The organism is Mesorhizobium sp. P2_A8 (assembly GCF_056404935.1).
The window spans coordinates 128,756-147,839 of the sequence record NZ_JBFUDB010000013.1; the positions used below are offsets into that span (position 1 = coordinate 128,756).

The following is a 19,084-nucleotide window of genomic DNA, read 5'->3' on the forward strand; positions in this document are numbered from 1 at the left end:
CCGCATCCGAAGGGGAGGGGCGTGGCCGGCCTATAGTCCGCTCGCCTTGGTGAGATTGATACGGAAGCGATCGCGTCTGCGCTGATAGCGGCGAGTCATTTCCGCCGAGGCGTGTCCGAGTTGTTTTTGCACATAGCGTTCGTCGACCTCGGCCGATGAGGCAAGACCGGCGCGCAACGAATGGCCCGAGAATTTTATTGCACGATCCCCTTCGGAGAGGTCGCCGCGGACACCGGCGGCGAGAGCGGCGCGCTTGACCAGGCGCGCGACCTCCTGGTCGTTGAGCCGATCGGCGCCGACCGCCTTGCCTTGGCCGGTGACGCGGCGGAAGAGGGGACCGTGCGCGATACGGGCGAGCTTGAGCCAGGTCTGCACGGCGACAACCGGGCAGGTGGCATCGGACGAGCCGCGCCCGACTTCGACCTCCCGCCAGCCGGTCTTGCCGCGAAGAGAAACGAGCATGCCCTTGTCGAGGATCTCGATCCAGCCTCGGCCGTCCTCGGTCTGGTCGCGGCCGACATCCAAAGCCACGATCTCGGAGCGGCGCAAGCCGCCGGCGAAGCCAAGCAGCAGCATGGCGCGGTCGCGCAGGCCGCGCAGCGTGCCGCGGTCGAGCGTTTCCAGCATAGCGAACAAATCCTCGGGCAGCACCGCCTCCTTCTGCCGGGGAGGGGAGGCGTGGCTGTTGCGAATGCCGGCCATGACGGTGGCGATATGCCGGTCCTTTCTGTCCAGCGGCTGGCCACGCTGAGAAAAATTCCAGGTCAGCGAAGAGAGACGTCGCTCGATCGTCGAGACCGCCTTCGGCTTCTTGTCGCCCGTTACCTTGCCGGACGCGCAGGCGGTGATGTAGAGGCCGACGACCTGCGGATCGGGCGGCAACACATCGAGATGCTGGCGGCGCGCCCAGGCGCAAAAATGCTTCCAGTCGGCGGCGTAGGCGCGCCGGGTGTTGGCCGAGCTTGCTGCCTCAACGTAATCGCGAGCGCGCTCGGCGAGCCCTTCCAGATGAGCCGGAAGGCCAGAAATTGGCTGCACGGCCGGTGCCGTGTTCTCCCGCGGAAGATCGTCCGCCTGCAGTCCCATGGCGAGCACGAGCACGTCATCGATGATATCGGGGAGATCGTCGACGATCGCCTCTGCTGGGGAATGATCGATGACGGCGGCCGTGCTGTGGGACGGTCCGGAGGTCGGGTCGACGTGTTTTTCGGGCTTCTGCTCTTCGAAAACGGCCATTTGTCCTTGTAGCGCAATAACGAACGATAATGCAACATTATCGTTCGTTTTGGCCGCTCGACAGGCTGTGCGTTTTGGCGCAACAAGCGTAGCGCAAAGCGCACCGACGCTTTACCCTCCAAATCATGATTCGCCTCGATCCCGCGACCGCCAGATCCTCTGCGCCGCCCTCCGTTCCGGCTTGGGCGATCACAAGCGCTGGCGCGCCGAGCGACGGCGACGCCGCCTTCCGGGCCGGCGCCGCCCTGGGTGCCCTCGACACGCTCGCCCGCGCGCAGCCTGCCTGGGCCGGCGCTTGGCGGCAGCGGCTGGCGCTTCGCTGCGCCGCCGCCAGCATGCGGCTCGCCGGCCGCGCCGAGGATGCGGCCGCCTTGCGCGATGCCTGGCATTTGCGTCCCCCAGGTGCTGATCCCGGTCCCGCCGGCGCCGTCTTTGGCGCCTGGCGGCAGTTGGCCAGGCAGCCGCCCGCCGCTACGCCCGGCCGGCTCGGGAAGATACTCGACCAGCTTGGCCTCCATTGGGACGGCGACGCGCTCGCCGACCTTTGCACGCAGATCGAAAAACTCGCGGTATCCCAGCGGTCGGCGCCATTCGACGCCGCGGCGATCGCCGCTGAGGTCGTCGCCATGCGTCCCGATGCCGAGCTCTTTGGCTGGTGGCTCGCCGACCTGGTACTGGCGCAACGCCTGGGCTGGCCGCAGCCCCTGCCGCTCCTAATGGCGCAGGTTTTTGGACCATCCTTCCGCACCGAGGCCGGTGGTGGCCGGCGCATCCGGCCCGGGGACAAGAATTTTGAGCGGGCGGTTTGCATCGCGCTCGTTGCGGCCGCCGCGGACGCTTGTCGGTTGGCCGCCGAGCTGTCGCGCCGGGCCGAAAAACTCCTGGCGGTGGCGCCGAAACTGCGCGCCAAAGGCGCCGGCGACGTAATCTTTCTGCTGCTCAGTGAAGACGCCGTCTCCGGATCGCTGACGACGAAAAATCTGTCGCGCTTTGCATCGCGGCGGCTGTTCGAACGGCTGCAGCAACTGGAGGCCGTGCGCGAGCTCTCCGGCCGCCCCACATTCCGGCTGTTCGGGCTGTAGCGATGAGCGAAGCGTCCGCCCGCCGCAATCCAAACGATCAGCCGGCGCTACTCGACACCGAACTGGAACATCTGCCGGCGGAACTGCGCTGGCGCGAATGGATGGGCCGGGTCGAAGCGGTGATTTTTTCCGCCAGCGAACCGGTGACACGTAGTGTCCTCGCGCGGGTGGTGGGGAAGAACTGCAATCTCGAGCTGATCATCGACGACATCCGCGCCGAGCTCGCCGGCCGCCCCTACGAGCTGGTCGCGGTCGCGGGCGGCTGGCAGCACCGGACCAAGAAAGCCTTCGGAGACATCATCCACGCCGCATTCGGTACACCTGCGGGGCAGGGTGCGAAAGAATTGTCGCAATCCGAGGCGCTGGTGTTGATGTGCATTGCCTATTTCCAGCCGATCACCCGCGCAGAGCTGTCGACCTTCTTCGGCAAGGAGGTGTCGCGCGATCTGATCGGCGTTCTGCGCGCGCAGGATCTTATCGCCTCCGGGCCGCGCAGCCCGCAGCCGGGCGCCCCCTACACCTATGTGACGACAAAAAACTTCCTGTCGCAGTTCGGGCTCGACACGCTGCGCCAGCTGCCGGATTTCGAGGCGCTCGAGGACGCCGGCCTCCTGTCAAAGGAAAAGCTGCTGGCCGGCGATATTCCAGCCGGGCTGGCGAGCGCGAGGGGCGACGGCGAGGACGATGTCGTTGAGGACCAGGTGTCGTGAGCGGGCGTTGTCGCGTTGCGATCCCAGAGACAGTCGATGACTCAGGACCAGGACGACTGGTCGTGCGGGAGCCGGTTATCGGGATCGTGAACCGCGACATGATCGCCATCGACAAGATTGGCCGGAAAGACCACTAGATTGGTGCCGCCGGCGTGACGCACCGACGAGAACAGGATGCCGCGAGACAGCGCGTCGGGCGACCGTTGTGTAGACCTAGTCCGAAATTTGCAGGCATCTTTCGGACATTGGAGGGGGCGTTGTGGAAACTATCGATGAAGCCGATGTCCGGGATGATGCTCACGACGATCTGCTGGCTAAAAAGTTTGCCGAGATCGATGCTTTACTGCCACGCTAGCGAAGATGCTCAGCGGCGCCCACGCGCCCGCGGGCGCTCAACTTTTGGACGGGCGGCCGGACCTGATCTAGGCTCGACTGGTATGAGGCCGCACTCGTGGCCGGTAGGACGTGAACTATGGGATCCGCGATCTGCCGGAACACCGGTCAAATCGATGAGCCGGAACGACCGCGAAATCAAACTTGTGCGTGGCCAGCCCCAAGTCGTCGCGGACGTCGTGCGAGCGCTCGGGTCGAGCAAAGGCTTCATCGATCTCGCAGTTGAGATGTCGAAGCGCGACAGAAAAGCGACTCGTCTTGCCGTGGCGACGAGAGGGCGTGGAGAATTGCTAGAGTGTCCTGCTTGCCGAATCTAGTCCGCCCTCATAGAAGAAATAGGGCGACACGCGTGTAAATAGTTTTGAAAGAGAATGGGGGATTAGGGCGAGTTAACGCCTTTATCCGGAGGGCTATTGAAGATGTACTCCAGAGGGTCTGAATGGCGTGAGTGGGACTTGCACGTACATTCCCCCGCGTCATTCCATTGGGACGGCGAGGGGTTCGGGCCGGATAAAGCTCGAAACGATCAGCTCATTGATGAGATGATCCGCGCCCTGAATGACGTTAATCCGATAGCGTTTGGGCTCATGGATTACTGGACATTCGACGGTTGGTTCGCACTCAAAGCGCGGCAAGTTCATTCCGCTGCGCCAGTGTTAATGAAAACTGTTTTCCCTGGGATCGAACTCCGTTTGGCGGCGCCGATGGAGGGACGACTAAATGCCCACGTTCTTTTCTCCAATGAGATCAGTGATCAGCATCTCAGAGACTTTCTCTCCCGGTTGAAGCTCGAACTGATCAATCAGCCCCTGTCTCACGATGCGCTCATCGAGTATGCACGATATGCTGGCGCAGACAAACTGGCCAAACATGGATTTGAGAAAAACAAAGTTGCGTCGAACGACGCGGAGGCATTCATCGCGGGCTGCAAAATCGCAGAAGTGAATGTCGACTCTTATAAGGAGGCAATCCGTCTTGTGCCCGGAGCTCGGGCAGTTGGCTTTATGCCCTTCTCAACAAACGATGGTCTCGACACCGTCAACTGGACGGACCATTACGCCTATGCGCTGGGCTTGTTCGAATCGTCTCCAATCTTTGAGACGAGAAGGCCCGATCTCTGGGCAGCGTTTTGTGGTGTTGAGACAGAGATCAACAAGAAATGGCTTGGCAACTTCCAGGCCGCACTCAAGGGCATCCCCCGACTTGCCGTGTCGGGTAGCGACGCTCATTGCTTCCGGGGAAACGGGACCAACGATAAGCGCGGGTACGGCGACTTTCCGTCTGGCAAGCGTACTTGGATCAAGACTGATCCGACGTGGAAGGGCTTATTGCAGGCGCTGAGAGAACCCGCGAAGCGCTCGTTTCTAGGTGAGCGGCCACCGAAGCTGGAGCGCATCAACCAGCACAAAACGTTCTACATAGATCGAATCCGCGTAGATAAGACACCTGATAGCACACTTGCCGACACCTGGCTGCATGGAACAGAGATCCCTCTGAACCCCGACCTCGTTGCGATCATCGGCAATAAGGGAAGCGGCAAGAGCGCGCTCGCCGATATCCTAGCTTTGCTGGGCAACTCCCAGCAAAGCGCGCACTTCTCGTTTCTGAAGCGCGATCGATTCCGCGGGAAAGCAGGCGAGCCGGCTCGCCAGTTCGTTGGCGAACTCTCTTGGCTTGCTGGCGATCCATGTGTCATGAGCCTTGCCGACGATCCGTCGGCCGAACGGGTCGAACTCGTTCGTTACATACCCCAAGGCCGATTCGAAGCTCTGTGCAATGATCATGTGTCAGGCAAGACTGACGAGTTCGAAAAGGAACTCCGAGAGGTCATCTTTTCACACGTACCCAACAACGTGCGCCTTGAGGCCCTGAGCTTCGACCAGCTCATCGACAAGCAAGAAAACGTCTTCCGAGCTCGGGCGAATGAACTTCGCAAATCGCTGCGGGCGCTCAACGAGCATATTGTGGAGATCGAAGATCAGCTTCACCCCAATGTGCAAAAACACATCGAGGAGCAGATCCGGCTTAAGGGGAAGCAGATTGAGGAACACAGCGCAATTAAACCATCTTTAGTCGAGCAGCCCACGGACCAACTCACGGCTGATCAGCAGCAGGCAAGCACCAGACTTGCCGAGATCGGCGCGGCGCTGGAGCAATTGAAGAATGACGCCAAAAAGGCTGCAGATGACAGGCAGATTATCGGCAAAAAGCAGCGATCAATCCGTAATATCGGCGAGCGCATCGCGCTTTTTGAGAAGCAACTCGCCGCCTTCGTGTCCGAGATCGCCGACGACCTTGCCACCATGGGTTTGAAAGCAGAAGAGCTGATCACGCTGACCGTCAATCGTAACGTCCTGACAGAGCACCAGCAGACGCTGGCCAACAGCGACGAAACGATCACAAAAAACGTTGAAAGCGCGGCTACGACCGAGACCGCGCTGGTTGCGGAGCAGAAGCGGCTTTCTGAAAAATTGAACGAGCCGCAGCAGGAGTACCAAGCGAACCAACAAGCCTTCAAGGAATGGCAAACCGCACTGGAAGCGATTGAAGGTTCGGAAACCGAGCCTGAAAGCCTCAAAGGACTAAAGCTAAGGGTGGCTCAGATAAACCAGCTGCCAACGAAGCTTGCGGAAAAGCGGGCATCGCGCCGGGAGGTAACCGCTCAGATCTTTTCGGTACTGGAAGAACAGCGAGCTGCTCGGGAGGAGTTGTTCACGCCGCTGCAAAATTTGATACAGAGCAATTCTCTAATTCGAGACGAATACAAGCTTCAATTCCAAGCCAAGCTCCTAGGCTCACCTGACGCCATTGCAACCAACCTATTCAGTGCCATCAAGCAGAATATCGGCGAGCTTCGTGGCGAAGACGAGAGCTTCATCGCGGTCCGAAGCAGGTTCGAGAAATATCGTTTCGAGGGTGCGGCCGATGCGACGGGCTTTGGCGAGGATATGGCTACCCTCCTGACGGAGAGCGCTGAGAAAGCGGCGAGCAATGTACCAGGGATCAGGATTCTTATGCGCAAGGACAAGGAGCCGGCAGAGGTCTACAATTACCTTTTCGGTCTTCAGTATCTGGAACCGAAGTACACTCTGCTCTTTCAAGACACGCAGATTGAACAGCTGTCGCCCGGGCAGCGAGGTGCCTTGCTGTTGATTTTCTATCTGCTGGTTGACAAGGGACGAAACCCAATAGTGCTCGATCAGCCCGAGGAAAATCTAGACAATGAGACGGTCGTAAGCCTGCTCGTGCCGGTCCTCAATGAAGCAAAGAAAGCCCGACAGATCATCATGGTCACGCACAATCCAAACTTGGCGGTGGTGTGCGATGCCGAGCAGATTATACACGCAACATTCGACAGGAAGAACGGCGCGCGAATTTCCTATCAGTCAGGCTCGATCGAAGACGGGATCATGAATAGAGCCGTCGTTGACGTCCTGGAGGGAACAAAGATTGCATTCGATAACAGAGGACAGAAGTACCATTGAGAACTGAATTCCGAGCACGATGTCTGCCGGATGGGAAGAGTGCATATGGGGTGCAGAGCTGATCAGTGGGGCAGATGCCAATTGCCGGATGAACTTTGACGATGGCATCATCCAACGTGATAAGGCGCTGGCGAAAACCACGCCGGCATAGGCGCCCTTGTGTTCAGAGGCGGAGACCGCCGAATGGCGTTTCGATTTCTACATACTGCCGACATCCATCTTGACTCGCCGCTGCGTTCCCTGGCGTTGCGAAACCGCGACCTTGCCGAGCTCGTTGGTGACGCCAGCCGCCAGGCATTCGTCGCGATCGTCGATCTCTGCCTGGCGGAGCATGTCGATGCGCTGGTCATTGCCGGCGACCTCTACGATGGCGACCAGACGTCGATGAAGACGGCGCGATTCCTGGCCGCGCAGATGACGCGCCTGCACCAGGCCGGCATCAGGGTTTTCAAGATTCGCGGTAATCATGACGCCCTGTCGCGGATATCGAAACAGCTGGTGTTTCCCGACACGGTCACCATCTTCGGCGGCCGTCCCCAGTCAGTGCTCCAGACCGCCGGCGGTCTCGACGTCATGTTCCATGGCCTGAGCTTCGCCAGCCCCAAGGCGCCGGACAGCCTGCTGCCCAAATATCCGGCTGCCCGCGAAGGAGCTGTGAATGTCGGCATCATGCATACCAGCCTGGCGGGATCGCCGGGTCATGATGTCTATGCGCCCTGCGGCGTCGCCGACCTGCACGGTCATGGTTTTGACTACTGGGCGCTCGGGCACGTCCATGTTCGCCAGGTCCATCCTGGAGCAAGCACGGTGGTGATGCCGGGAATCCCGCAGGGCAGGGACATCAACGAGGCCGGCGAGAAATCAGTCACTTTGGTGACGATAACAGACGACCGCTCCGTCGAGATCGAGGAGAGGCTGACCAGCGTCGCGCAATTCGAGCGGGCGAGCGTCGACCTGACCGGGACAGTGGAATGGTCCGAAGTCGTCGGGCGCGTCCGCGTCGCTCTCGAAGATGTCCGGGCTTCCGTCACGTCGCGCCATGCCGTGGTGCGTCTTGGCCTGACCGGAGCGTCGCCTCTGTCTTGGGCACTGATCCGCGACCGGGACCTGCTGCTGGCCGAAGCAGAGCAGGCCGCGGAACAGGTCGGCGATACATGGGTGGAGAAGCTCGAACTTGACCTCGCGCCGCCCAGGACGGAAGCAGCCGAGGGCGTCGCGGATCCGATCCTTGAACTCGCTCAATCCATGCGCGCCGACGCCAGCTCGGAGGCCTTTCGTGCCGAGGCGAGGGCGCTTGTCCAGAAGATGATCGCGGATCTTCCCGCCGACGGCCGCGACTTTGCCGGAAGGGACGAGGCTGGGCTGGACCTGTTCCTCGACAGGGTGCTTGCCAGCGGCGCCGACCTCGTCACGGCCCGCCTCAAGGCAGGTGGCGCGCCATGAGGCTCCGGCGCCTTGACCTCATCCGCTACGGAAAGTTCACCGACAGGACGATCGACTTCGGGCCCAAACCGGAGTCAGGACCCGACCTGCACATCGTGTTCGGCCTGAACGAGGCCGGCAAGTCGACAGCGCTATCCGGCTACCTCGACCTTCTGTTCGGCATCGAGGAGCGCAGCCGCTACAATTTCCTGCACGAGTACAGCGCCATGCGCATCGGCGGGGTGCTCGAATTCGACGAAGCGGAACATGTGTTCACGCGCACCAAGCAACGGAATAACTCGCTGCTGAACGCGACGGGCCAACCGGTGAGCGAGGTGGCTGTAACCGCCCATCTTGCGGGTCTGTCCCGAGACGCATACGCGACCATGTTCTCGCTGGACGACGAGACGCTGGAAGCGGGCGGCAAGTCGATCCTGGAGTCGCGTGGCGACCTGGGCAAGCTGCTGTTCACGGCCAGCGCCGGTCTTGGGCATGCGAGTGATACGTTGAGCGCGCTCGAGGCCGAAGCGGATGGGCTGTATCGCAAGCAGGCGCACGGAACCGAGCTTGCGCTGCTCAAGAAGCGTCTGGCGGACCTCAAGTCGCGCCGCGACCAGATCGATACCTTGGCATCGACCTATGAGAGCCTTGAAGCTGAACGCCTGGACGCGGCGGAAAAATACGACCGCAACATCACCGAACGTTCCGTGCTGTCGGCCCGGCTGGATGCCATTGCCAAATACTTTCGTGCGCGCCCGATCCTGGCGGACATCCGGCGCAAGGCAGCCCAGCTGGCGGAGCTGCCGGACATCGCTTCACCATCTCGCACCTGGACCGGCAACGTCGCCGGATTGATCGATGACGACGCCAGCCTGAGAACGCGGCTGGCCGGCAACATCGACGAGGTCGAGCGCCTGGCGACGAAAATCGCTTCCGTCGATATGGACGAAGTGATCCTTGCGATTTCCGAGCGCGTTCGTGGCCTGGCGGAGAGCAAAGTGCGCCATGTCTCTGCTGGCCTCGACTTGCCCAATCGCAAGATGGAGGAGCAAATCCTCAACAACACCGTGGCGACCTGCCTTGCCGCGCTCGGACGATCATCCGAGCGCGATCCCGCAGCACTGCTTTTGCCTGCAGCGACTGTTGGCACTGTCCGCACCATGGTCGACCAGCGATCAGGGATAGCGACCAGCCTGCGCGTCGCCCGCGACGAGGCCTCGGCGGCGCTTGATGCGCTCCAGACGGCGCGGGAACGGGTCGGCGAGGAACGGGCCGTGCCCGAGCCTGCCAGGGCAAGGCTCGGTGCGACCTTGTCGAGGGCGAGGGCGAGCGGGCACACCAGCGAGATCAGGGCGGCACGTGAGGCGGAAGACGCCGGGGCGGTGCGATGGGAGGCGGCACTCGGCCGCTTGCACCCATGGTCTGGCGACGCGCAGGCGTTAGGCCGGATTTCCGTTCCGGGCGCCGGGCAGATCAGCGCCTGGAAGACGCTGTCGGCGGAACTCGGCAGGAAGAGAGCCGTCCTGTCCGAACGCCTTTGCGAATATGAGGGCAACCGTGAATTGCTCGCGGCGCGTCTCGGCGCGCTTCGCGCCTCGGTTGACGTCGCCGATGATGAAGCGGCGGCCGCGATCCGGCGATCGCGGGATGACGCCTGGGCACGGCATCGCGGTGCGCTTACCGGTGAAACCGCTGACGATTTCGCAGTGGCGTTGGCGCGCGACGACGGTGCCGGCGCCGGCCGATTGGCCGGCGCGTCGGAGCTTGCCGAAATCCGGGCGGCAACGCGCGGCCTCGCCGAAGCCGCGGCCGACATCGCGCGCGTGCGCGAGCAATTTTCACGGGTCGACACGGACAGGGACGTCGCCCTGTCGGACCTGCGCGCGGCGGCAAGGGATCTGCTCGGAGAAGATCAGGAACCGTCCCTGGAGCGCCTGATCGAACGCATCGAGGATCGCATTTCTGGACGCACCGATGCGCTCGCGGCCTGGGACGAGATGGAGCTTGCCCGCAAGAAGGCCGGGCGGGCGGCCGATGAGGGCAAGCGAATACGACTGGAGCTGAGCGGCGCGCTGGAGAGCGTCGGGATCGGCGCGGATCTCGGCGACAGCCTGGAGACGATCATGGCCGTCGCCGAGCTGTTCCTCGACCGACAGCGCAAGGTGGACGCCCAGCATGCCGAGGCGCTCAAAACAGTGGGCGCCAAGGAGGAGGAATTGGCCACAAGGCGGCGAGCCGTGGACGTGGCGGAGCGGCGCGAGGAAGAATGGCTGGCCGGCATTGCCGAAGCCCTCAAGGGCACCTGGCTCGAGAACGGGCTTTCCGCGCCTGGCGTCGGCATGGTCCTCGACCAATTGGTCGAATTGTCCAGAAGCCTCCAGGAGCGGGACGCCATGCAGCTCCGCATCGAGAAGATGCAGGCGGACAGGAACAACTTTATTGTCGAGCTCACCGCCGTTGCCGCCGAAGCGAACGAGCCGGTTGACAGTGAAGAACCGGAACAGTTGGCGATCCGGCTTGCCGAGCGCCTGGAGCGTGCCGAGCGTACGCGCGAGATGAAGGCAGGCCTTGTCAACGACCTGCAGCGCCTGCGTGACACCCGCGAGGTTCTCGATGCTGAAATGTCGGCACATGAGCGTCGCAGGAACGACGTTCTGGATGTCTTCGGTGTCGCCACCTTGCCCGAAGTGGTGGAACGCGACGAGCTGCTGCGAGACAGGGATCGCCTGCGTTCCGCGATCGCCGAACTCGAGGAGCAGGTGGCGGCCGAGCTTGCGGTGGACGGGTTCGACAAGGCGCGTTCGATCCTGAATGCTCTCGATTTCGACGGCCTCGCCATCGAGAAGGCCGAAGGTGAGCAACGACTGCTCGATCTTGATGAAGCGATAAGGCAACAGCTCATTCGGCAAACGCGCGCGGCCGACAAGCTGGACGCCATTGGTGGCGACAGCACGGTTGCCCGCATCGATGCCGAGCGGCGCACTGTCCTGCTGGACATCGAGGAGAAGGCCGTCCGCTACATCGAGCTGAAACTGGGAATAATGTCCGCCGGCAACGCCCTGCGCATCTACCGCGAGCGCCACCGCTCCGGAATGATGGCACGGGCATCCGACGCGTTCGCGCTGATGACGCGCGGCCAGAACTCGGGTCTGACCACCCAACCGGTGAAGGGCGGCGAAGTGCTCATCGCGTTGCAGCGCGACGGCCAGTCGAAGGTCGCCGACGCGCTGTCAAAGGGCGCTCGCTTCCAGCTCTATTTGGCGCTGAGGCTTGCCGGATACCATGAATTCGCGCAGTTCCGGCCTTCCGTGCCGTTTATCGCGGACGACATCATGGAAACCTTCGACCATGTCCGCTCCGAGGAGGTTTTCAGGTTGTTTGGCGAGATGGCGAGTGCCGGCCAGGTGATCTACCTCACGCATCATCAGCACTTATGTGAAATTGCCAAGGCTGTTGTGCCTGCCGTAACGATCTACGAGCTCAATTAGGTGTTGGTCGCCTGGTAGGTAAGTTACGACCGCAAAACCCATGCAAATCCCGGATGCTTTGAATAAGTTCGACCAAGGAAGTAGATCGGCCCGATTCTTTCTCATCGGGAACGACAGTGCGGAGTGGAATATTGGCAAAGTCAATTCAGGAGGCGGTGTCGGCCTATGGCGCATCGCTGAAGCCAAAGCTTGCAAACCCGGCGATCGGCGGCCAACCGGAGGACCAGCTTCGCGGGCCGCTTGAGGTGCTGATCAAGTCGCTCGCCGAGGTCGGCGGTTTCGCGGCCGGCGCTGTCCACTTGGTCGGCGAGACCAGCCTTGCTGACATCAAGACTCGGCCGGATTCGCGGTCACGGCCAACATGGTGCTGGTCGGATTTATTGAGGTCAAAGCACCGGGCAAGGGCGCCGATCCGCGCCGCTTCACCGATCCGCATGATAAGGGGCAATGGGGTAAGCTGAAGTCGTTGCCCAATCTACTATACACGGATGGCCAGTCCTTCAGCCTGTGGCAGGACGGCGAGATCGTCGGCAAGGTAGTGGCGCTTGAAGGCAGCGTCGAGAGCGACGGAGCGAAACTCGCCGCCCCGGATGCACTGCTGCCGCTGATCTTCAACTTCCTCACATGGAAGCCCATCCCGCCCACCAATGCCAAGCAGCTCGCGCGCATATCGGCGCGTCTCTGCCGCCTGTTGCGTGACGAGGTGATCGAGCAACTGGAGCGCAAGAGCCAAGGACTGACGGACCTTGCAAGAGATTGGCGCAGGCTGCTGTTTCCGGAAGCCAGCGACTACCGTTTCGCCGACGGCTACGCCCAGGCCGTGACCTTTGGCCTGCTTGTTGCCCGCGCCATTGACATCCCGCTTGCCAGCGGCATCCACCAGGCCGCCCACCAGTTGCGCGGCTCCAGTTCGCTGATTGGCACCGCGCTCGGCCTGCTGACCGACGATCCGGAAAACCAGAAGGCGCTGGAGACGTCGCTCGCCACGCTGACCCGCGTGTTGAACGAGGTGAACTGGCACACCATCAGCAAGGACAGGCCGGAAGCCTGGCTCTACTTCTACGAGGACTTTCTTGAGGTGTACGACAACGACCTCCGGAAGCTGACCGGCTCCTACTATACGCCGCCGGAGGTGGTGTCGGCGATGACGCGGCTGGTGGACGAGACGCTGCGCGGGCCGCTGTTCTCGCGCCCGAGCGGTCTTGCTTCCACCGACGTAACGTTGGCCGATCCGGCCATGGGTACCGGCACCTTCCTGCTCGGCGTGATGCGCAGGATTGCCGATACGGTCGAGGCCGACCAAGGCAAGGGTGCAGTGCGCGGCGCGGTCGAGGCGGCGATGGGTCGCCTGATCGGTTTCGAGCTCCAGTTCGGCCCCTTCGCCGTCGCTCAGCTTCGCCTGATCGCCGAATTGCAGGCTCTGACAAAGCCGGACGCCAAGGCCCCGCCGAAACTACCCGACTTGCAGCTTTTCATCACTGACACGCTCGGCAACCCGTATGTCGAGGAGGACACGCTGGTGCAGAGCGGGCCGATTGCCCAGTCGCGACGGGAGGCCAACAGGATCAAGCAGCAACGTGACATCACCGTGGTGCTCGGCAATCCGCCCTACAAGGAAAAGGCGCGCGGGATGGGCGCCTGGATCGAACAGGGTAGCGGCGAGAAGGATCTGGTCGCACCGATGGATTGGTGGGCGCCGCCGCCGGAATGGAAGGTTGGCGCGCACACCAAGCACCTGAAGAACCTCTATGTCTATTTCTGGCGCTGGGCGACGTGGAAGGTGTTCGGCACCGGTAACCGTGCCGCGACCGGAAATCCCGACCGAGATGAGGAAGGCATCGTCTGCTTCATCACCGTCGCCGGCTTCCTGAACGGCCCCGGTTTTCAGAAGATGCGCGACGATCTCAGGCGAACCTGTTCCGACATCTGGGTGATCGACTGCTCGCCGGACGGACACCAACCGGAGGTGCGGACCCGCATCTTCCAGGGAGTGCAACAGCCCGTCTGCATCATACTGGCGGCGAAGCCGCTGGGCAAAGATCGGAACACGTCGGCCAGAGTGCGTTTCCGCGCGCTCCCCAAAGGGCCGCGTGGGGATAAGTTCGATGCGCTGGAGTTGCTGACCCTCGACGCTCCGGAGTGGCAGGACTGCCCATCCGCTTGGCGCGCGCCGTTCTTCCCGGCAGCGAGTGGCGACTGGGCCACCTTTCCGTTGCTCAGTTCCTTTTTCACCTATGACGGCTCTGGCGTAATGCCGGGGCGGACATGGATCATCGCGCCCGACAGACAATCGCTTGAGGCGCGCTGGAAACGGCTGATTTCCGAGAAAAACGCCGAGAAGAAAGAGGAACTGTTCCACCCCCATCTCCGGCTCGGAAAGCCGGGAGACAAGCATGTCCGCAAGACAGTCGCCGCCCGGCTGGCAGGCCACGAGCCGCGGCTGGGCGCAGTCATCGATGATAGCAACAACGTTGTTCACCCTGTCCGCTACGGATTTCGCTCGTTCGACCGCCAATGGATCATTCCGGACGCTCGCCTTATCAACCAGCCAAACCCTACGCTGTGGAGCGGCTACTCGCCCCGGCAGGTCTTCCTGACAGCTCTGGAGCGAGTTTCGCCGAGGTCTGGGCCGGCCGTTACCTTCACCAGCCTCATTCCCGATCTTGACCACTTCAACGGTCGAGGCGGCCGCGGCCATCCGCTCTGGCGCGACGCGGCGGCAAAGGTTCCCAACATACCGACGCAACTGCTCGGTGTGCTGGCCGATGTCTACGGCCATGCGGTGTCGGCCGAGGATGTCATGTCCTATCTGGCGGCGGTGATGGCGCACCCCGCCTTTACCGTGCGGTTCCAGGAAGACCTCGTTCAACCCGGTCTTCGCGTGCCGTTGACCGCCGACTCGGCGCTGTTCGCGGAAGCCGTCGCGATTGGCCGCGAAATCATCTGGCTTCACACCTATGGCGAGCGCTTCGCCGACCCCGCAGCCGGACGGCCGAAGGCGCCCCCGCGCATGGCCGAAGGTATGCGGCCGTTTATTCCGGAAGGCGGCGGCATTTCTGGCGCGCCGGAGCCGCTGCCCGACGCCATGAGATATGATCCGGCCATGCGCCGATTGTATGTTGGGGCCGGATTCGTCGACAACGTGTCGCCGGAAATGTGGGCCTATGAAGTTTCGGGCAAACAGGTGGTTTGGCACTGGTTCAGCTACCGCCGGCTTGACCGCAGCCGGCCGCAGATCGGCGACAAGCGCCCTTCGTCTCCACTCGACAAGATACAGCCCGACAATTGGCTCGCCGAATACACCAGCGACCTGATCGACATCCTCAACGTATTGGGGCGGGTAATCGCGCTAGAACCAGCGCAGGTTAACCTGCTGACGCGCCTCCTCAAGGGCGAGCTCATCAAGGCCCATCATTTGAAGGCGGTGTTGGGGCCGGAAACAACTGACAGGCTTCTGTCAGGAAACCGTGGATAAGCTAACCTACTGCCATCGCATGGCCCGATTGGCTGGGGCATAATGCCAGTCTAGAATCGTATCGGCAGGATCATGGCCAGGAATCAGCTCGACCTTTTCGGCGCCGACCAGCCGCTTTTCGACGAGGACGCGCCGCCCGTCTACTACCACGGCGATCCCGACCGCGTGCGCGCGCGGCTGCACAGGCTGATCGCCGAGGCGCGGGCGGCCGACACGCTGCCGTGGGACAACGACAGCGTGCGGCTGTACCGCAAGATCGTGCCGCAGATGGTGCTGTGGCTGCCCGAAGACGAAGCAAAGCAGCTTTGCTTCGATTTCGAGGAGGAGATCCGGCGGCTGCTGGCAGCGTAAAACTCAGGGCTGTCATTCGTGGGCCAGGGTTTCCTGTCACCTTTTAGCCTGACCCGAGTTAGAAACCCGTCGCCGTCGAACACCTTCAGCAGCGGAACCCTGACTGTCCGCTTGTGGATCCTCAAGCACAACGATCAGGGGATTTACATCTTGAGCCATTATATCGTCAGCAAAGGAAAAACGAGAGTTCCCGTTCTTCCCTCCGGAATTGCTAACTAAGCTAGAATTCTGGAGCCGGCAGAGGCCATTCTCGTCACCCTGAGGCTTATCGTCCCATTAGGGGACCAGAAGGGCCTATCCCTGGGGTCGTTGGGACTATCTGAGGACCTGCCCTCCATTTCGCGGAAGGTCAGCGCGCCGACCCGTTATGTTGTCCGCGTTCCCTAATCGGCATGCTTGGCCATTTCCGCGATGTGGTCGAACATCCGTTTCAGGTGGTGTTTCATCGCGGTCTTGGTTTCTTTTGAGGCCTGCCCGGCATCATACATCGAACCTTCGATCGCTTCCCGAAACTGCTTGACGGCCGCCCTTGGAGTGGTTTCGGCGAGATGTGCAAAGTTGCTGGCCGAAATCAGGGCGAGCGCACAGAACGCATGTTCGAGGGCCAGCAGCTTGGCAAGGTCGTCGTGATCCCCAATCCGCACTCACGTTTACTTCTTCTTGCCGCCGCTCGACCCGCCGCTCGGTGGGTTGGAGGGAGTGCTGTGGCTAGTTGGGCCTTGATACCCTCCTTGAACCGACCCTGTTCCTTGAGAACCACTGCCACGCTGGGGTCGATTGCGGGAAGCACTTCAGAGAGACCCGATCGGGATCGAGCCCATATGATCGCGATCTGCTGCATCGGCATTCATGGCGATGTGAAACCAGTCGATGATGTGGCCGTCGGCTTCGGCATCGCGCGGGGTAGCCGCTTCAGGATTTCGGCGCCGTCCGAAATCACCGTCACATCGCCAAAGTCGCGGTAGCCTACTTCCCGAAGGGCATGAAGGGCGCGATCCCGGATTGCCCGTTGGTCGGTGCTGGCGGTCACGAAATAGCGGTCGCCACCTTCGCCCCGCCCGCCGCGGCCGCATCGGGCCACAACGAGCTCGAAGTGGCGCGCTGAATTGGAATCGGCGCTGCGAACATGCGCAGGTATTGATGCTGATGACGAACTCTTTGCGGCGATCGCCGGGAAGCTGCATTTCAAGCTGGCATCGTTCGTCCGTTTGCGCCTTTGCGTGCAATTCTTCCTCAGCAACCTGATCGTGGAGCCGTTCGCCAATCCTGATGGTCCGCTTGCGCACGGTGGCATGCGTCTCGATCGGCTCAACGGGCAGGAATTCGGCAAGCACTCTCGCAGCCTGCCGGTACGGCATCATGCTCCCCAGACGCGCCGTCAGTTCCATCAGCTCGGATGTCGCTCGATCCGGGCAGCTCTCCCGCAGTGGCGCAAAGGCAACGACCATGCATGGGTAACAATCCCGACACAGCATCCAACGAGGAATGCGCACTTCCACGATGCCAAAGACAGTCCGGATCCGTCGCGTCGTGTAGTCCTTGACCGGCCGAAACCTGTGGGCAATCAGACACGACGAAAGAAGGGATACTTCTCCGCCCTCATGGTTCACACCGTGCTCTGCAGCGCCGTCATGATGGTCTTGCCGTCCTCGATCGACAGGCCGAGGTCGCCGTCAAACAGACGTTTCCAGCTCTTGTCGATGCGGACCGCCTTCCGGCAAACGTCACCGAACGCGTTCCTGCCTCGATCGTGATCGTCCATTCCATCGCCATAGCTTTCCCTCCGAACAAAGTGACGCTCATGGGCTACGCGGGCCTAACAACCTGTATTCGACCCCAGACGGTCTCGATGGCGACAGTCTGCACCAGCCAGCCAAGACCGGAGACCTGCGGGCGAACCAGATCGAACGAAAGGTCGAGTTCCTGAGAACGTCGTGGGCGAAGGTGGTTCGTCATTCATGCACGACATCTTGCTCAGTTCCCGCCTGTCAATTTGGTCGACCGTTATGCTGTGTTGGATTGCATGCCGGTCAGGCATTCGTCTTCGACCAGTACAGGTGGCCGATTCAGCCATGTGACTCCCAGAGCTTTCTACACATGGGGACGCGAGGCAGAGTCCAACGCCGGCTGGTCATAGACGCCTCCCTTTTTGAGAGAAGCGGGCGACGGAGAAAGGAGCCACATCAAGGGGTGGCTGTCGTCCGGCCAGGAGGTCGCCTACGATCCTGCCGGTCGTTGGGCCCTGCGTCAGTCCAAGATGACCATGACCGAATGCATAAACGATATGCTGGCTCGGACCAGACCGGCCAATGACTGGGAGGCTATCCGGCGTGGCGGGCCGGTGGCCACTCCACTCCACGTTTGCAGCTTCATTGAGGCCCGGTAGATACAGCTTGGCAAGCTTCACGAGAGCTTTCGAGCGCTTGAAGTTCGGCGCAGCATGTAATCCGCCGAATTCGGCCGCCCCGCCGATCCGCAAGCCGATTGAGAGTGGCGTCGCCACAAATTTCCGGTCCGCGAATATCACTTCGCGTTCAAGGGAAATGCCGGGAGAGGGGATCGTCGTGTTGTACCCACGCTCGCTCTCAAGAAGTACGTGGTCCCCCAAACGATTGGCAAGTTGTGCCGACCATGCGCCCGCCGCGATGACGATCTTTGCCGCACTCAGCGTAATTCCGCCGTTAAGCGTGATTTCCGCACCCTCGCTTGTTGGATCTACGCGGTCAACCTGGCCTCTCATGATTTGCACGCCGTTTGCGGCAAGCCAGTTCCGCAAAACATCCACAACCTTCTTCGGATCCGAGACATGCGACCATTGGGGCATGAACACCCCATTTTTCACTATAGGACCGAGCGCCGGTTCCATGTCTCTGACTTGAGATCCCGACAAGTCTTGAGCCTCAATGCCGAGCGAACGCTTTGCGTCCCATTCTGGCTGGTCGCGTATCAGCCCGCTCTCAGTTTCGTATACCGTCAGCGCCCCGTTACGAAACAGATCATTCGCAAGGCCGACCTTGGTGAAGAGCGGCACGAGATCGTCATAGACGCGGCTGTTGATGGACGCGAGCGCGCCAGAAATCCGTCGCACCTCGGATGCAGTGCCAACTTTTGCGAAACTCCAAAGCCACGGGAATAGATTAGGCGCATGCCCAACGCGTATCGCTAGTGGGCCGAGCGGATTCAGAACCCAAAAGGGCACCTTCTTCCATAATCCCGGGACAGACAGGGGCATCACTTCCGTTACTGCGATTCCACCAGCATTTCCGAATGACGCCTTGTCCCCAATGGGGTCGCGATCGATGATTGTGACCGCGGCTCCGCTCTGTAGCGCTTCGTAGGCGACACTCAGCCCGATAATGCCGGCACCGACGACAATCACCCTCATTTCAGCCATCAATTTTGCACTCTTCCGGGAAATGTCTGTAAACGCTGGCAACTGTAT

13 protein-coding genes are annotated in these 19,084 nt (G+C 61.5%); 8 read left to right on the forward strand and 5 right to left on the reverse strand.

Features of this window, described 5'->3' with window-relative positions; translation table 11 throughout:
• Positions 1-30: 30 nt before the first annotated feature.
• Positions 31-1,236 (reverse strand): site-specific integrase, encoded by a 1,206-nt coding sequence (locus tag AC1D10_RS32635; RefSeq protein ID WP_477278971.1) that lies wholly within the window; start codon positions 1,234-1,236, stop codon positions 31-33.
• A 125-nt stretch (positions 1,237-1,361) separates the two neighbouring features.
• On the opposite strand from AC1D10_RS32635, the gene AC1D10_RS32640 reads away from it, so the two are divergent.
• The 8 genes from AC1D10_RS32640 to AC1D10_RS32675 all read left to right on the forward strand — a co-directional run bounded on the left by AC1D10_RS32640 (position 1,362) and on the right by AC1D10_RS32675 (position 15,642).
• Entirely contained in the window at positions 1,362-2,318 is a 957-nt protein-coding gene (locus AC1D10_RS32640; RefSeq protein WP_140662135.1) for a DUF1403 family protein, read from the forward strand.
• Between the two features lie 2 nt (positions 2,319-2,320).
• Complete coding sequence (gene scpB / locus AC1D10_RS32645; protein WP_477278974.1) at positions 2,321-3,028, forward strand: SMC-Scp complex subunit ScpB; 708 nt, start codon at positions 2,321-2,323, stop codon at positions 3,026-3,028.
• An 812-nt stretch (positions 3,029-3,840) separates the two neighbouring features.
• Entirely contained in the window at positions 3,841-6,906 is a 3,066-nt protein-coding gene (locus tag AC1D10_RS32650; RefSeq protein WP_477279079.1) for a TrlF family AAA-like ATPase, read from the forward strand.
• A gap of 183 nt (positions 6,907-7,089) precedes the next feature.
• Positions 7,090-8,349: a metallophosphoesterase family protein gene (locus AC1D10_RS32655; protein ID WP_477278976.1), complete on the forward strand. Its 1,260-nt coding sequence runs from the start codon at positions 7,090-7,092 to the stop codon at positions 8,347-8,349.
• A complete protein-coding gene (locus AC1D10_RS32660; protein WP_477278978.1) occupies positions 8,346-11,816 on the forward strand; it encodes an ATP-binding protein in 3,471 nt (1,156 codons plus the stop codon). The genes AC1D10_RS32655 and AC1D10_RS32660 overlap by 4 nt, the downstream gene beginning before the upstream one ends.
• Positions 11,817-11,947: 131 nt before the next feature.
• Complete coding sequence (locus AC1D10_RS32665) at positions 11,948-12,277, forward strand: hypothetical protein (RefSeq protein WP_477278980.1); 330 nt, start codon at positions 11,948-11,950, stop codon at positions 12,275-12,277.
• A gap of 5 nt (positions 12,278-12,282) precedes the next feature.
• Positions 12,283-15,291 carry a type ISP restriction/modification enzyme gene (locus tag AC1D10_RS32670; protein WP_477278982.1) on the forward strand — a complete coding sequence of 1,003 codons (3,009 nt, stop codon included), beginning with the start codon at positions 12,283-12,285 and terminating at the stop codon, positions 15,289-15,291.
• Between the two features lie 72 nt (positions 15,292-15,363).
• On the forward strand, positions 15,364-15,642 hold the full coding sequence (locus tag AC1D10_RS32675; RefSeq protein WP_441940260.1) for a hypothetical protein: 279 nt from the start codon (positions 15,364-15,366) through the stop codon (positions 15,640-15,642).
• Positions 15,643-16,025: 383 nt separating this feature from the next.
• Here the strand turns inward: AC1D10_RS32675 and AC1D10_RS32680 are convergent, their stop codons facing one another.
• The 4 genes from AC1D10_RS32680 to AC1D10_RS32695 all read right to left on the reverse strand — a co-directional run bounded on the left by AC1D10_RS32680 (position 16,026) and on the right by AC1D10_RS32695 (position 19,036).
• Positions 16,026-16,286: a hypothetical protein gene (locus AC1D10_RS32680; RefSeq protein WP_477278985.1), complete on the reverse strand. Its 261-nt coding sequence runs from the start codon at positions 16,284-16,286 to the stop codon at positions 16,026-16,028.
• Between the two features lie 147 nt (positions 16,287-16,433).
• Positions 16,434-17,090, reverse strand: a complete 657-nt coding sequence (locus AC1D10_RS32685; protein WP_477278987.1) for a hypothetical protein — start codon at positions 17,088-17,090, stop codon at positions 16,434-16,436.
• A 158-nt stretch (positions 17,091-17,248) separates the two neighbouring features.
• The gene (locus AC1D10_RS32690; protein WP_477278989.1) at positions 17,249-17,404 is read right to left on the reverse strand and encodes a hypothetical protein; all 156 of its coding nucleotides are present in this window, start codon (positions 17,402-17,404) and stop codon (positions 17,249-17,251) included.
• Between the two features lie 369 nt (positions 17,405-17,773).
• On the reverse strand, positions 17,774-19,036 hold the full coding sequence (locus AC1D10_RS32695; protein ID WP_477278991.1) for an NAD(P)/FAD-dependent oxidoreductase: 1,263 nt from the start codon (positions 19,034-19,036) through the stop codon (positions 17,774-17,776).
• Positions 19,037-19,084: the final 48 nt, after the last annotated feature.

Coding starts and splice junctions, on each gene's coding strand:
- AC1D10_RS32635 (WP_477278971.1), bottom strand. CDS start 1,236: ATGGCCGTTTTCGAAGAGCAGAAGCCCGAAAAACACGTCGACCCGACC.
- AC1D10_RS32685 (WP_477278987.1), bottom strand. CDS start 17,090: ATGGTCGTTGCCTTTGCGCCACTGCGGGAGAGCTGCCCGGATCGAGCG.
- AC1D10_RS32650 (WP_477279079.1), top strand. CDS start 3,841: ATGTACTCCAGAGGGTCTGAATGGCGTGAGTGGGACTTGCACGTACAT.
- AC1D10_RS32675 (WP_441940260.1), top strand. CDS start 15,364: ATGGCCAGGAATCAGCTCGACCTTTTCGGCGCCGACCAGCCGCTTTTC.
- AC1D10_RS32660 (WP_477278978.1), top strand. CDS start 8,346: ATGAGGCTCCGGCGCCTTGACCTCATCCGCTACGGAAAGTTCACCGAC.
- scpB (WP_477278974.1), top strand. CDS start 2,321: ATGAGCGAAGCGTCCGCCCGCCGCAATCCAAACGATCAGCCGGCGCTA.
- AC1D10_RS32655 (WP_477278976.1), top strand. CDS start 7,090: ATGGCGTTTCGATTTCTACATACTGCCGACATCCATCTTGACTCGCCG.
- AC1D10_RS32695 (WP_477278991.1), bottom strand. CDS start 19,036: ATGGCTGAAATGAGGGTGATTGTCGTCGGTGCCGGCATTATCGGGCTG.
- AC1D10_RS32690 (WP_477278989.1), bottom strand. CDS start 17,404: ATGGACGATCACGATCGAGGCAGGAACGCGTTCGGTGACGTTTGCCGG.
- AC1D10_RS32640 (WP_140662135.1), top strand. CDS start 1,362: ATGATTCGCCTCGATCCCGCGACCGCCAGATCCTCTGCGCCGCCCTCC.